This window comes from Rhodococcus opacus, from assembly GCF_012396235.1.
GTDB lineage: Bacteria > Actinomycetota > Actinomycetes > Mycobacteriales > Mycobacteriaceae > Rhodococcus_F > Rhodococcus_F opacus.
Window position 1 is genome coordinate 182,537 of record NZ_JAAXPA010000004.1, and the last position, 13,842, is coordinate 196,378.

12 protein-coding genes are annotated in these 13,842 nt (G+C 67.7%); 9 read left to right on the top strand and 3 right to left on the bottom strand.

The annotated features are described in order from the left end of the window. Nucleotide 1 precedes the first annotated feature (1 nt). A complete protein-coding gene (locus HGB39_RS06825) occupies nt 2–772 on the bottom strand; it encodes an IclR family transcriptional regulator domain-containing protein (RefSeq protein ID WP_043793602.1) in 771 nt (256 codons plus the stop codon). Nucleotides 773–980: 208 nt separating this feature from the next. On the opposite strand from HGB39_RS06825, the gene catA reads away from it, so the two are divergent. The 3 genes from catA to catC are packed head-to-tail and all read left to right on the top strand — an operon-like array spanning nt 981 to nt 3,271. Beyond that, on the top strand, nt 981–1,823 hold the full coding sequence (gene catA, locus HGB39_RS06830; protein ID WP_005573877.1) for a catechol 1,2-dioxygenase: 843 nt from the start codon (nt 981–983) through the stop codon (nt 1,821–1,823). A 29-nt stretch (nt 1,824–1,852) separates the two neighbouring features. Beyond that, entirely contained in the window at nt 1,853–2,974 is a 1,122-nt protein-coding gene (locus HGB39_RS06835) for a muconate/chloromuconate family cycloisomerase (protein ID WP_005573879.1), read from the top strand. 15 nt (nt 2,975–2,989) lie between these two features. Continuing rightward, a complete protein-coding gene (gene catC / locus HGB39_RS06840; protein ID WP_005573881.1) occupies nt 2,990–3,271 on the top strand; it encodes a muconolactone Delta-isomerase in 282 nt (93 codons plus the stop codon). A gap of 49 nt (nt 3,272–3,320) precedes the next feature. On the opposite strand, the gene HGB39_RS06845 is transcribed toward catC, so the two are convergent. Then, nucleotides 3,321–4,514 carry an ROK family transcriptional regulator gene (locus tag HGB39_RS06845; RefSeq protein ID WP_005264060.1) on the bottom strand — a complete coding sequence of 398 codons (1,194 nt, stop codon included), beginning with the start codon at nt 4,512–4,514 and terminating at the stop codon, nt 3,321–3,323. A 151-nt stretch (nt 4,515–4,665) separates the two neighbouring features. Between HGB39_RS06845 and zwf the strand changes: the two genes are divergently transcribed. From zwf to HGB39_RS06870, 5 genes are all read left to right on the top strand, one after another. After that, nucleotides 4,666–6,144, top strand: a complete 1,479-nt coding sequence (gene zwf / locus HGB39_RS06850) for a glucose-6-phosphate dehydrogenase (protein WP_005573883.1) — start codon at nt 4,666–4,668, stop codon at nt 6,142–6,144. Then, the gene (gene edd, locus HGB39_RS06855; RefSeq protein WP_005573884.1) at nt 6,141–7,994 is read left to right on the top strand and encodes a phosphogluconate dehydratase; all 1,854 of its coding nucleotides are present in this window, start codon (nt 6,141–6,143) and stop codon (nt 7,992–7,994) included. Before zwf ends, edd begins: the two co-directional genes overlap by 4 nt. An 11-nt stretch (nt 7,995–8,005) precedes the next feature. Then, entirely contained in the window at nt 8,006–8,632 is a 627-nt protein-coding gene (gene eda / locus HGB39_RS06860; RefSeq protein WP_005573885.1) for a bifunctional 4-hydroxy-2-oxoglutarate aldolase/2-dehydro-3-deoxy-phosphogluconate aldolase, read from the top strand. A 29-nt stretch (nt 8,633–8,661) separates the two neighbouring features. Continuing rightward, nucleotides 8,662–9,840, top strand: coding sequence for an ROK family transcriptional regulator (locus HGB39_RS06865; RefSeq protein WP_005573886.1), 1,179 nt, complete (start codon nt 8,662–8,664; stop codon nt 9,838–9,840). A gap of 216 nt (nt 9,841–10,056) precedes the next feature. Then, on the top strand, nt 10,057–11,508 hold the full coding sequence (locus tag HGB39_RS06870; protein ID WP_005251404.1) for a sugar porter family MFS transporter: 1,452 nt from the start codon (nt 10,057–10,059) through the stop codon (nt 11,506–11,508). 37 nt (nt 11,509–11,545) lie between these two features. On the opposite strand, the gene HGB39_RS06875 is transcribed toward HGB39_RS06870, so the two are convergent. Next, nucleotides 11,546–12,277, bottom strand: coding sequence for a FadR/GntR family transcriptional regulator (locus HGB39_RS06875; RefSeq protein ID WP_005251406.1), 732 nt, complete (start codon nt 12,275–12,277; stop codon nt 11,546–11,548). Nucleotides 12,278–12,444: 167 nt separating this feature from the next. Between HGB39_RS06875 and HGB39_RS06880 the strand changes: the two genes are divergently transcribed. After that, the gene (locus HGB39_RS06880) at nt 12,445–13,839 is read left to right on the top strand and encodes a GntP family permease (protein ID WP_005264067.1); all 1,395 of its coding nucleotides are present in this window, start codon (nt 12,445–12,447) and stop codon (nt 13,837–13,839) included. The last annotated feature ends 3 nt before the right edge of the window (nt 13,840–13,842 follow it).

The window sequence follows — 13,842 nt, forward strand, 5'->3', positions numbered from 1 at the left end:
GTCAGCCGGCGAAGCCCATGTCCGTGCTCAGGGCGGCCGCGGCGGCGAGGACGCACGGAACGGCCTGTTCCCGGAACTGTGCCGGAGTATTCCGCGCGGACGACGTGGAGCAGGCGATCACGCCGACCACTGTGCCGCCGGCGTCGCGGACGGGGGCGGCCAGCGAGATCAGCCCCTTCTCCAGCTCCTCGGACGTCAGGGCGAACCCCTGCTCGCGGACCTTGGTGAGTTCCTTGTCGAGTTCGGCTGCAGTGCTGATGGTTTCGGGCCCGAGTTTCTCGAACGTGGACTCGGCGACCACCTGCTCGACCACGTCGGCGGGGGCCCAGGCCAGGAGCGCGCGACCCATGGACGTGGCGTACGCGGGGACGCGGGTGCCGACAGAGACGTTGATGCTCATGATCCGCCGGACGGGAACGCGCGCCGCGTAGACCACGTCGGCGCCGTCGAGCACGCCGAGCGACGCGGACTCCTGGGTCTTCTCGGCCACCTCCAGCAGTCGGGGCATCGCGGCCTCGATCAGTGCGTGCGACTCCGAGTAGTGCTGTCCGATGCTCAGCACGCGGGGGGTGAGCGACCATCGGCCACCCGAGCCGGCGACGTACCCCAGCTTCTGCAGGGTGAGCAGGATCCGGCGGACTGCGGGGCGCGACAGTCCCGCTTCTGTGGCGAGTTCGGCGAGCGTCGGGTTCGGACGCTGCGCGTCGAACGCGAGGAGCACTGCGAACCCGCGCTCGATGCTCTGGATGTAATCGCGATCGCTCTCGGTCATTGCGGCCTCCATCAGCGATTCGGGTGCGTATTCGGACTTGGGGTTGACATTTCAATGTGACTGCGCGCACAGTAGTGGTGTACGCACAGCGTGATGCTAGTACGCAGAGCGTACAGAAGGCAAGACCCTCGGCGCGTGAACACCCACCGCGTCGCCCAAAACTCGATATCAGCCCAATCCGCTCCCCTCCCAGCCCAAGGAGAAACAGATGACCACCACCGAGAGCCCCACCGCCGCCGGATCCGGCTCCGCCGCCACCGACAAGTTCAAGGCCGAGCGCGCCACAGCCGACACCTCGCCGGAGCGGCTCGCGGCCATCGCCAAGGACGCACTCGGCGCACTCAACGACGTGATCCTGAAGCACGGCGTCACCTACCCCGAGTACCGCGTGTTCAAGCAGTGGCTCATCGACGTGGGCGAGGGCGGCGAATGGCCGCTGTTCCTCGACGTGTTCATCGAGCACTCGGTCGAAGAAGTCCTCGCTCGCAGCCGCAAGGGCACCAAGGGCAGCATCGAGGGCCCGTACTACATCGAGAACTCGCCCGAGCTGCCGTCGAAGTGCACCCTGCCGATGCGGGAAGAGGACGAGAAGATCACCCCGCTCGTCTTCTCCGGCCAGGTCACCGATCTCGACGGCAACGGCCTCGCCGGCGCGAAGGTCGAACTGTGGCACGCCGACAACGACGGCTACTACTCGCAGTTCGCCCCGCACCTGCCCGAGTGGAACCTGCGCGGCACCATCATCGCCGACGAGGAGGGCCGCTACGAGATCACCACGATCCAGCCGGCGCCCTACCAGATCCCGACCGACGGCCCGACCGGTCAGTTCATCGAGGCGCAGAACGGTCACCCGTGGCGTCCCGCGCACCTGCACCTCATCGTGTCGGCGCCGGGCAAGGAGTCGGTGACCACGCAGCTGTACTTCAAGGGTGGCGAGTGGATCGACAGCGACGTCGCGTCGGCTACCAAGCCGGAACTCATCCTCGACCCGAAGACCGGTGACGACGGCAAGAACCACGTCACCTACAACTTCGTGCTCGACCCCGCGTGACCCGTTCCACCCGTAGAGAAAGTGATCCGATGACCGACCTGTCGATCGTTTCCGTCGAAACGACGATCCTCGATGTGCCGTTGGTGCGTCCCCACAAGTTCGCCACCACGTCGATGACGGCGCAGCCGCTGCTGCTCGTCGCCGTCACGACCGCGGGCGGCGTGACCGGTTACGGCGAGGGCGTCGTCCCCGGCGGCCCGTGGTGGGGCGGCGAATCGGTGGAGACGATGCAGGCGATCGTCGAGCGGTACATAGTCCCGGTCCTGCTGGGGCGTGGTGTCGACGAGATCACCGGCATCATGCCGGACATCGAACGAGTCGTCGCCAATGCACGTTTCGCGAAAGCCGCCGTCGACGTCGCGTTGCACGACGCCTGGGCTCGCAGCCTGGGTGTGCCCGTGCACACGCTGCTCGGCGGCGCCTTCCGAAAGAGTGTCGACGTCACGTGGGCCCTCGGCGCCGCACCCGCCGAGGAGATCATCGAGGAGGCCCTCGATCTCGTCGAGTCGAAGCGGCACTTCAGTTTCAAGTTGAAGATGGGTGCGCTCGATCCCGCCGTCGACACTGCCCGGGTGGTTCGGATCGCGCAGGCCCTGCAGGGCAAGGCCGGCGTCCGCATCGACGTCAACGCCCGCTGGGACAGGCTCACCGCGCTGAAGTACGTGCCCCGCCTCGTCGACGGCGGCGTCGAACTGATCGAGCAGCCCACACCCGGTGAGCAACTCGAGGTCCTCGCCGAGCTCAACCGACTCGTCCCCGTCCCGGTGATGGCGGACGAGAGCGTGCAGACTCCGCACGACGCCCTCGAGGTCGCACGCCGCGGCGCCGCGGACGTCATCGCCCTCAAGACCACCAAATGTGGCGGCCTGCAGAAGAGCCGCGAGGTGGTCGCAATCGCCAAGGCAGCCGGAATCGCCTGCCACGGAGCCACGTCCATCGAAGGCCCGATCGGGACGGCGGCGTCCGTCCACTTCGCGTGCGCGGAACCCGGCATCGACTTCGGTACCGAACTGTTCGGACCGCTGCTGTTCAGCGAGGAGTTGCTGCAGGAACCGATCCGCTACGCCGACGGCCAGGTGTTCCTGCCCGAGGGGCCCGGACTCGGAGTCGAGCTCAACATGGACGCAGTCAAGACCTGGACCAGGAACTAAGGAGCACACCACCCGATGGCACTCTTTCACGTCCGCATGGACGTCGCCATTCCCCGTGACCTCGACCCGAAGGTGCGGGACGAGACCATCGCCAAGGAGAAGGCGTACTCACAGGAGCTCCAACGCTCCGGCAAGTGGCCCGAGATCTGGCGCATCGTGGGGCAGTACAGCAACATCAGCATCTTCGACGTCGAGTCGGCCGACGAACTGCACGAGATCCTGTGGAACCTTCCACTGTTCCCGTACATGAACATCGAGATCATGCCGCTCACCAAGCACGGTTCCGACGTCAAATAGGCCCTCCGGGCCCGTGCGCGGTCAGCGAGTCTCTGGACTCGTCAACCGCTCACGGGCGCGGAGCGCCTGCGAGCAGCTGGTCCACCGCGCGCACGCTGAGGACGTGGTCGAGTGCCATGGTGGCGCTGCCGACGACGCCCGACAGTTCCCCGTGCGTCCAGGGGAGAATCTGAAGCTGTTGGGTGGCAACGGCGATGGCGTTGCCGTAGAGGGTTTCGCGTAGCCCCGCGACGAACGTGTCGTAGGCCTGCGCCATGTCGCCACCGACGATCACGACCTCCGGGTTGAGGAGGTTGATCGCGCCCGACAGGACCTCGCCGATCTGCCGCCCGCTCTCACGGATCATCCGCCGCGCCTCGGCGTCCCCGGCGAGGGCGAGCGTGATCACGTCGCGGATGTGGGTGACTTCGCGTCCCTGCTCCTGCAGATTGCGGACCAGCGCCCACCCGCCGGCCACGGCCTCGATACAACCCACATCACCGCAGCGGCACACCACACCTTGTGCCGCTGCGGTTTTCGTGTGCCCGATTTCGCCCGCCGCGCCGAGGGCGCCCCGCTGGAGCACGCCACCGGACACGAGTCCGGCGCCCAGTCCGGTCGACGCCTTGATGAGCAGCATGTCGGCGAAGTCGCGGCGTTCTCCGCGCCGCTCCGCCAGCACCATGACGTTGGCGTCGTTGTCGACGAAGACGGGCGCGTCGGTGACGTCGGCGAGGAACGGCTGGAGGGGGACGCCGTCCCAGCCCGACATCATGGGGGAGTTCAGGCTGCACCCGCGTTCGGTGTCGACGGTCCCGGGGAGGCTGATCCCGATCCCGACCGTCCGTCCCGCGGTCTCGCCCAGACTCTCGCGCAGCGCGATGAGGCGTTGCGCGATGACGGGCATCAGCTCGGCCGGGCTGGTGCCGATCTCCTGCTCCACGTCCTCGGCGACGATGACGTCGCCGGCGAGGTCGCAGATGGCCAGCTGGGTGCGGCTCCGGCCGATGGCCGCCGACAGCACGACACCGGCCTGAACGTGAAACGAGAGCTTCACCGGCGGCCGACCACCGGTCGAGACGCCCTCCTCGCGTTCGACGACGAGCCCCGACGCCTGCAGCGAAGACACCCGGGCCGCGACAGCGGTGCGGGAGAGGCCGGTGAGGGTGCCGATCTCGGTGCGAGTCGTTGCTTGCCCTGCGCGAATGAGGGCGAAGACGTCGCCACCCGTCGCCGGGGAGGTCGTCGAGCGAGGCGTCCGCATGCAGGCCATTCAACCAACCGGACACGCGTCTGACAACGTAAGGCAGTGATCTTTGTTCGCAAAAATACTTAAGTCTGTATTGATCGAAAGCCAAAGGTCGCCTACTGTCGTCTGTGACGGCCCACACATCCGGCTTTCAGAGGGAGATGACATGTCACCAGCGACCACCGTGGAACCGTGCGATTTCGTCGTGTTCGGCGGAACCGGCGACCTGGCGGTTCGTAAGCTGCTTCCCGCGCTCTACCTGCGCGATCGGGACGGCCAGCTGCCCGCCGAAACCCGCGTGATCGGTGCCTCGCGAGCCGGTCTCGACACCGACGGCTACCGCGACAAGGTGCGGGGAGAACTCGCGCGGTTCGTCTCCAGCGATCAGCTGGATTCGGACACCTGTGAGCGATTTCTCAATCGCCTCGAATACGTCTCCGTCGACGCCGCGGATCCGGCGAACTGGGCGGGCCTGGCGGAGTGCCTCGCGGCGCGGGAAGGGGCGATCCGGGTCTTCTACCTGGCCTGCGCTCCCGGTCTGTTCGGGCCGATCTGTGAGAACCTCGCCGTGAACGGTCTCGCCGACGCGCAGTCCCGCGTCGTGCTGGAGAAGCCGATCGGACACGACCTCGCCTCGGCCCGCGCCGTCAACGACGCGGTCGGCGCCGTGTTCGAGGAATCGCAGATCTTCCGCATCGACCACTACCTCGGCAAGGAAAGCGTCCAGAACCTTCTGGTCACGCGATTCGCCAACACGTTCCTCGAGCCGCTGTGGAACTCCTCGTCCATCGACCACGTGCAGATCAACGTCGCCGAGTCGCTCGGAGTCGGCAGTCGCGGCGGTTACTACGAGTCGGCGGGTGCCCTGCGCGACATGCTGCAGAACCACCTCCTGCAGATGCTCTGCCTCGTTGCGATGGAACCGCCCACCTACGTCGACCGCGAGACCGTGCGAGACGAGAAGCTCAAGGTCCTCCAGGCCCTCAAGCCGATGAGCCCACAGGACGTCGAACGCTGCACCGTCGCAGGCCAGTACGGCCCCGGACTGGCCGACGGGATCGCCGTCCCCGGCTACCAGGAGGACGTCGAGAACCCGGAGAGCGCCACCGAGACGTTCATCGCCGTCAAGGCCGAGATCCAGAACTGGCGTTGGGCCGGCGTGCCGTTCTACCTGCGCACCGGCAAGCGCATGGACCGACGCTGCTCGGAGATCGTGGTGCAGTTCAAGCCCGTCCCGCACCCCATGTTCCCCGGCAGCGAGGGCCACAGCGAACCCAACCGCCTAGTCATCCAGTTGCAGCCCCACGAAGGCATGCGGCTGCACATGACGGCGAAGGAACCCGGACCCGGCGGTATCCGGCTCAAGCCGGTGTCGTTGGACCTCAACTACATCGAAACGTTCAAGCGCCCGTCGCCCGACGCCTACGAGCGGCTGCTGATGGACGTGGTCCGGGGCAACCCGACCCTGTTCATGCGCCGCGACGAGGTCGAGGCCGCCTGGGAGTGGGTCGAGCAGATCCTCGTCGGCTGGAAGAAGTCCGACCGCGCCCCGCGCCGCTACCCGGCCGGCACCAACGGGCCCACCGACGCGACCACCCTGATCGAGCGCGACGGCCGCGCCTGGCACGAAGGAGTCACCGCATGACCGACGCACCCACACCGACGGCCGACGTGCACCCCGTCCTCGCGGCCGTCACCGAACGCATCATCGAGCGCAGCAAACCCGAGCGGACGATCTACCTCGACCGCATCCGGGCGGCGGGGGACCGCGGCCCGGCGCGCGGCAAGCTGGCCTGCGCGAACCTCGCGCACGGCTTCGCCGCGTCCGGCCCGGCCGACAAGAAGGCGCTGCGCAGCTTCGTCAAGCCCAACATCGCGATCGTCTCGTCGTACAACGACATGCTGTCGGCGCACCAGCCGTTCGAGCACTTCCCGCGGCAGCTGAAGGCCGCGGTCATGGAGGCCGGTGGCATCGCCCAGTTCGCCGGTGGTGTCCCCGCGATGTGCGACGGCATCACCCAGGGCCGCGACGGCATGCAGCTGTCGCTGTTCAGCCGCGACGTCATCGCGATGGCGACGGCGATCGGACTGTCCCACGACATGTTCGACGGCGCCCTCATGCTCGGTGTGTGCGACAAGATCGTGCCGGGGATGCTCATCGGCGCCCTGGGGTTCGGTCACCTGCCGACGATCTTCGTCCCGGCCGGGCCGATGACGTCCGGTCTGCCCAACAACGAGAAGTCGCGCGTGCGGCAGTTGTACGCGGAGGGCAAGGCCGAACGCGAGGAACTGCTCGACGCGGAGGCGGCGAGCTACCACGGCGCGGGCACGTGCACGTTCTTCGGCACTGCCAACTCCAACCAGCTCCTCATGGAGGTCATGGGCCTGCACCTGCCCGGATCGAGCTTCGTGAACCCCGGCACCCCGCTGCGTGAGGCCCTCACGTCGGAGGCGGGTAGGCGCGTCACCGGTCTCACCGCACTCGGCGACGACTACACGCCGGTCGGTGAGGTCGTGGACGAGAAGGCCGTGGTCAACGGTTGCGTGGCGTTGCTCGCCACCGGCGGTTCGACCAACCACACGATGCACCTCGTGGCGATCGCCCGCGCCGCCGGAATCATCCTCACGTGGGACGACCTGTCGGAACTGTCCGCGGTGGTGCCGCTGCTCGCCCGGATCTACCCCAACGGCTCGGCCGACGTGAACCACTTCCACGCGGCCGGCGGACTCGGCTACGTCGTGTCGTCGATGCTGGACGCGGGACTGCTGCACGAGGACGTGAAGACCGTCGTCGGCCCCGGGCTGCGCCGGTACACCGAGGAACCGAAGCTGTCGGGTGAGGGCGTCGAATGGCAGCCGGGCACGCGAATCAGCCTCGACACCAGCGTGTTGCGCGGACCGGAAGATCCGTTCGACGTCAACGGCGGGCTCAAGATGCTCACCGGAAACCTGGGTTCGTGCGTGATGAAGACGTCGGCCGTCCACCCGGACCACCGCGTGGTGACCGCTCCGGCCAGGGTCTTCGACGATCAGCTCGACTTCCTCGCCGCGTTCGAGGCGGGCACGCTGACCGGCGATTTCGTGGCCGTACTCCGGTACCAGGGCCCGCGCGCCAACGGGATGCCCGAATTGCACAAGCTCACACCGGTACTCGGCGTTCTGCAGGACCAGGGCCGGAAGGTCGCGCTGGTCACCGACGGCCGGATGTCCGGCGCCTCCGGGAAGGTTCCCGCGGCCATCCACCTCACCCCCGAGGCGGCCGCGGACGGACCGCTCGCGCGTGTGCGTGACGGCGACGTCCTGACCGTCGACGCCGTGACCGGCTCCGTGAACGTGCACCTCGACGACGAGGAACTGGCCGCCCGCCCGGCGACCGGTCGTGCGCTCGGTGCCGACGAATGGGTCGGCACGGGGCGCGAACTCTTCGCCGGCCTGCGTGCCGCTGTCGGACCGGCCACCCAGGGCGCCAGCGTTTTCCACCCCCAACCCGTCTAAGGAGTATCTCAGTGACGAACAGCCCCTCCCTCCTCGACCGCGTCCCGGTCATCCCCGTCGTCGTCGTGGACGACCTCGGCGACGCAGTGCCGGTGGCCCGCGCCCTGGTGGCCGGCGGCATCCCGATGATCGAACTGACCCTGCGCACGCCGTGTGCTCTCGACGCCATCAAGGCGATCGCGAACGAGGTGCCGGAGATCCGCGTCGGCGCGGGCACGATCGTGGAACCGGTGCAGGCCGCGCAGGCGGCCGAAGCGGGAGCACAGTTCCTGGTCTCGCCGGGTAGCACCGAAACTCTGCTGAAGGCGATGACGGACACCGGACTGCCACACCTCCCGGGCGCGGCGACGGTCTCCGAGGTGCTCTTCCTGCTCGAGCGCGGCTATCGCGAACTCAAGTTCTTCCCCGCCGAGGCGTCGGGTGGCGCGAAGTTCCTCGGCTCGATCCACTCACCCGTTCCGGCGGCACGGTTCTGCCCCACCGGCGGTATCTCGACGTCGAACGTCGGGGACTACCTGTCGCTGCCCAACGTCGGCTGCGTCGGTGGATCCTGGCTCACACCCGCCGACGCCGTGAAGCAGAAGGACTGGGACCGGATCAGCGGCCTCGCGCGTGAGGCGGCGGCACTCGCCCGGTAGCGCGAGAAGCGGCGCGGTACGGTGATGTCGTGCGCGACAGTGACAACGGTGACTCCCCGAGGCCGGGTTCTCAGTCCTCGCTGAAGTCCGCCAACCAGCACCGTGTGGTCCGCGCGCTCCAGACGTCGGGTGAGCTCACCCAGGCGGAGATCGCGCGCCGCACCGGGCTGGCGCCCGCCACCGTGTCCAACATGGTCAAGGAATTGACCGCGGCCGGGATGGTTGCCGTGCCGGGCGGCGACCACCCGGGCCAGCGGGGCCGTGCGGTGAAGCTGACCCGCAAGATGGGGCTCGCCGTCGGGATCGACTTCGGGCATCGCCATCTCACCGTGGCCGTCGCCGACATGGCACATGAGGTGCTCGCCGAGGAGCGCGTCGAACTCGGTGCGGGGCACCGCGCCGCGGACGGCGTGGTGCAGGCGGGCGCCCTTCTCGACGCGGCGCTCGATCGCCTCGGCTGCGACCGTACGTCCGTCCTCGCGGTCGGGATGGGTCTGCCCGCTCCGCTCGAGACCGACACCGGCGAGGTCGGTGGCCCGTCGATCCTCCCGGGGTGGGTCGGTGTCGATGCGGCCGCCATCGCGTCGGAGTATCTCGGCACCGCGGTGCAGGTCGACAACGACGCGAACCTCGGCGTGCTCGCCGAGCACATGTGGGGAGCGGGCCGCGGAACCACCGATCTCGCCTACATCAAACTGTCCGACGGAGTCGGTGCCGGCCTCGTCCTCGACGGCCGGCTGTACCGCGGAAGAGGCGGCACCGCAGGCGAAATCGGCCACCTGACCCTCGACGAGTTCGGTCAGGTATGCCGCTGCGGCAACCGCGGCTGCCTCGAGACCCTCGTCGCCTCGCACGTCGTGATCGGGTTGCTCGCCCCGAGTCGCGGTCCCGATCTCACCATCGCCGACATCGTCGCGATGGCCGAGGGCGGTGACGCCGCCTGCATCCGGGTGCTCGCCGACACAGGGCGGCACGTCGGCGTCGCGGTAGCGAGCCTGTGCAACCTCGTCAATCCCGAACGACTCGTCATCGGCGGCGAACTCGCGCTGGCCGGCGAACTTCTGCTCGGGCCGATGCGCGAGGTGGTGGGCCGCTACGCGGTGCCCAGTGCGGTCCGTTCCCTGGACATCCGCGTGGCCGAACTCGGCCCGCGGGCGCAGGTGCTCGGCGCCGTCGCGCTGGGTCTGCGATCTGCGCTTCCGGCCTGACTGTTCGCCGCTGAATTCGCTCCTCTCGCGGACAAGGCTCTGCCGCCTTGAGTGTTCATCAGTGAACATAAATCGGTCATATCCGTCTATCTGTGTTCATGTCTTGACGATTCCTGTGTTCGTTGCCTACTGTGTTCCACACCACAACGAATGCGCTCTCGCGCAGGCCTCGGCTCGATCCGAGTCTTGATCACCCCCTTGCTCACGAGGAGTCCCATGACTGAAAACGTCCTGTTGCCCGGCGCGGAATCGCCCGGCGACACAGCAGAGGGCACTTCGGTTCCCGTCCGTATCGCGGTCGTCGCCGCACTCGGCGGGTTGCTGTTCGGCTACGACAGTGCGGTGATCAACGGCGCGGTGTCGGCGATCGAGGGCAAGTTCCAGGTCGATTCCGCTCTCCTCGGATTCGCGATCGCCTCGGCGCTGCTGGGGGCCGCGGCGGGAGCGATGCTGGCCGGCCGGATCGCCGACCGGTACGGACGCCTCGTCACCATGCGGGCCGCTGCCGTGATGTTCCTGCTGAGCGCCATCGGCACCGGATTCGCGGCCAACGTCGAGATGTTGGTGACGTTCCGGATCGTCGGCGGCATCGGCGTGGGTCTGGCCTCGGTCATCGCACCCGCCTACATCGCCGAGATCTCGCCCGCCCGGGTGCGGGGACGTCTCGGGTCGCTGCAGCAACTCGCGATCGTCACGGGCATCTTCGTCTCGCTCCTGGTCGACTACGCCCTCGCTGCCCTCGCCGGCGGGTCGCAGGAAGAACTCTGGTTCGGGCTCGAGGCCTGGCGCTGGATGTTCCTCGCGATGTGCGTGCCCGCACTGGCCTACGGACTGCTGTCGCTGACGATTCCCGAATCCCCCCGCTATCTGATCGCCCAGGGCCGCCTCGGCGAGGCCCGCGGCATCCTCGCGGTCCTGCTCGGCGAGAAGGGCCTGGACCTCAAGATCGAGAGCATCCGCTCGACGCTGGCCCGTGAGACGCAACCGTCGATCCGTGATCTGAAGGGCTCCGCGTTCGGCCTGATGCCGATCGTGTGGATCGGCATCGGACTCTCCGTCTTCCAGCAGTTCGTCGGTATCAACGTGATCTTCTACTACTCCAGCGTCCTGTGGCAGGCCGTCGGTTTCGACGAGGGCAGCTCGCTGCAGATCACGGTCATCACGTCGGTGGTCAACATCGCCACCACCCTCATCGCCATCGCGTACATCGACCGTGTGGGCCGGCGACCGCTGCTGATCATCGGCTCCGCCGGTATGGCCGTGACGCTCGCGACCATGGCGTTCATCTTCGGAACCGCGTCCACCACCGTCGTGGACGGCGTCACGACGCCGCACCTGACCGGACTGCAGGGCCCGATCGCCCTCGTCGCCGCCAACCTCTTCGTGGTGGCCTTCGGAATGTCCTGGGGTCCCGTGGTGTGGGTCCTGCTCGGCGAGGCGTTCCCCAACCGCATCCGCGCCGCCGCCCTCTCCCTCGCGGCGGGCGCCCAGTGGGCCGCGAACTGGCTCATCACCGTGACATTCCCGTCGATGAAGGACTTCTCGCTGGGAATCTCCTACGGCTTCTACGCCGTGTGCGCCGTGCTGTCACTCGTCTTCGTTTTGCGCTGGGTCAAGGAGACGAAGGGCGTGGAACTCGAAGCCATGCAATCGGATTCGGTCGCATAAGACTCACCGAGCTGTGAGAAAGGCACCCGCGAGTACCTCACTCGTGGGTGTCTTCTTCGTCCTTCATCTGCTCGACTGCCGTCGCGGATTCGCTCACGATCGCGCGCATGGCCGCCTCCGCCGCGTCGGCGTCGCCCATCTGAATGGACGACGCCACCACGCCGTGCAGGCGGATTGCTTCGGTCTCGGCGACGTGCGGCATCAGTGAGTGCCGGGTGCGGCCCTCGAGCACCTCCACGACGATCTGCGACATCGCGCGCAACAGGGGATTCCCCGACGCGGTCAGCAGTGTGCGGTGAAAATCGGAGTCGTGGGCCAAATAGGCGTCCGTGTCCGCGGCGCGGGACGTCGACGACATTCCGATGACGGCCGCCGTCAGCGCCCCGCACTGTTCCGGTGTCGCCCGGGTTGCCGCGAGACGCGCGGCGAGCGGTTCGATACCCGACCGCAGTTCGCTCAGGCTCGACAGCTGTTCGAACCGCTGCGGGCCGGCCAACTTCCACCGAATCACGCTCGGATCCAGTGAATTCCAGTGCTCCTCGCCCAGGACGGTGATCCCGACGCGACGTCGGACGGCCAGCAGGCCGAGCGATTCGAGAACGCGGACCACCTCGCGGACGACGGTGCGGGAGACGGAGTACTGGGTGACCACGTCGTCGGCGGAGATCCGGGTGCCGGGTGCGACGACTCCGGCCACGATGTCGCTACCGAGCCGATCGAGCACCGTTTCGTGCAATTGCCGGTACTCGCCGCCGTCTGCGTTGGTCATCCGCCGATGTTCCCACGGCTGCCCCCATTGAACACACGTTGGCGCGCGATTCAGACTCTAAGTAGTACTTAATTGGGTTCGGCCTTGAAATCATATGGTTTATGAGGCAGAGTGACCTGAGTCACGAACAAGGGTCATTCCATCACCGATCTCCCTGGAGCAACAGAATGAGTACCGCGTCACTACTCGCAGCGGCCGACAGTGCCGGCCACGACGCGCGGCTGATCACGGCCGCCGTCGTCGGCGTCGCCGTCATCATCGCGCTGATCACCTGGCTCAAACTCCATCCGTTCCTCGCGCTGTCGATCGGCGCCGTCGGCGTCGGCATCGCCGCAGGTCTGGGTGGGCAAGACTCGGTGAAGTCGTTCGTCGAGGGCTTCGGGGCCACGATGGGCAGCGTCGGAATCCTGATCGGATTCGGTGCCATGTTCGGCAAGTTGCTCGCCGATTCCGGTGGCGCCGACCGCGTCGTCGACACCCTCGTCGGACGGGCGGGCCCGCGGACGCTGCCGTGGATGATGGCGCTGGTCGGCGCCGTGATCGGCCTGCCGATGTTCTTCGAGATCGGCCTCGTGCTGTTGATGCCCGTCATCATTCTGGTCGCGCGTCGTTCGGGGTTGTCGTTGATGCGGATCGCGATTCCCACGCTGGCAGGTCTGTCGGCCATGCACGGTCTCGTTCCGCCGCACCCCGGGCCACTGGTCGCGGTGGCGGCCCTGAACGCCAACCTCGGACTCACCCTCGCGCTCGGCGTCCTCGTCGCGATTCCCACCGTCGTCATCGCCGGGCCGCTGTTCAGCAAGCTGGCGGCACGCTGGGTGGACGTCCCCGTCCCCGAGCTCTACGTGACCGTCGAGGACCGGGAAGGCGCGGAAGCCGCCGCCGAGCGTCGCCGGCCCAGCTTCGCGGCAACCCTGTCCGCGATCCTGCTGCCTGTCGTCCTGATGCTGGGCAAGGCGATCGCCGACGTCATCGCCGCCGACTCGGAGTCGCCCGCGAAGGCGCTGCTCGACTTCCTCGGAACGCCGGTGGTGGCCCTCGGTCTCGCGGTGCTCGCCGGGATGGCGCTCCTCGGCCGGGGTGGCGGCATGGACCGCAAGGCCATCGCCGGCTCGCTGGAGAGTTCACTGCCCCCGATCGCCGGAATCCTCCTCATCGTCGGCGCCGGCGGCGGATTCAAGCAGGTCCTGATCGACACCGGCATCGCCGACGTGATCGCCGACGCGATCAAGGACAGCGCCCTTCCCGTGCTGTTCCTCGCCTGGCTCGTGGCCGTGCTCATCCGCGTCGCCACCGGATCGGCCACCGTCGCGACCGTCACCGCGTCCGGAATCCTCGCACCCGTCGCCGCCGAGCTGACCTCCACGCACGTCTCGCTGATGGTGCTGGCGATCGGGTCCGGCTCGCTGTTCCTGTCGCACGTCAACGACGCGGGATTCTGGCTGGTGAAGGAATACCTCGGCGTCACGGTGGTACAGAACCTGAAGACGTGGACGGTGATGGAATGCATCATCTCCGTCACCGGTCTGGCCGGTGTCCTCGCACTGAGCGTATTCATCTAGAGG

Excerpts from the sequence above, each read along its gene's own strand:
- HGB39_RS06825 (WP_043793602.1), bottom strand. The coding sequence starts at position 772 with ATGACCGAGAGCGATCGCGATTACATCCAGAGCATCGAGCGCGGGTTC.
- catA (WP_005573877.1), top strand. The coding sequence starts at position 981 with ATGACCACCACCGAGAGCCCCACCGCCGCCGGATCCGGCTCCGCCGCC.
- HGB39_RS06835 (WP_005573879.1), top strand. The coding sequence starts at position 1,853 with ATGACCGACCTGTCGATCGTTTCCGTCGAAACGACGATCCTCGATGTG.
- catC (WP_005573881.1), top strand. The coding sequence starts at position 2,990 with ATGGCACTCTTTCACGTCCGCATGGACGTCGCCATTCCCCGTGACCTC.
- HGB39_RS06845 (WP_005264060.1), bottom strand. The coding sequence starts at position 4,514 with ATGCGGACGCCTCGCTCGACGACCTCCCCGGCGACGGGTGGCGACGTC.
- zwf (WP_005573883.1), top strand. The coding sequence starts at position 4,666 with ATGTCACCAGCGACCACCGTGGAACCGTGCGATTTCGTCGTGTTCGGC.
- edd (WP_005573884.1), top strand. The coding sequence starts at position 6,141 with ATGACCGACGCACCCACACCGACGGCCGACGTGCACCCCGTCCTCGCG.
- HGB39_RS06870 (WP_005251404.1), top strand. The coding sequence starts at position 10,057 with ATGACTGAAAACGTCCTGTTGCCCGGCGCGGAATCGCCCGGCGACACA.
- HGB39_RS06875 (WP_005251406.1), bottom strand. The coding sequence starts at position 12,277 with ATGACCAACGCAGACGGCGGCGAGTACCGGCAATTGCACGAAACGGTG.
- HGB39_RS06880 (WP_005264067.1), top strand. The coding sequence starts at position 12,445 with ATGAGTACCGCGTCACTACTCGCAGCGGCCGACAGTGCCGGCCACGAC.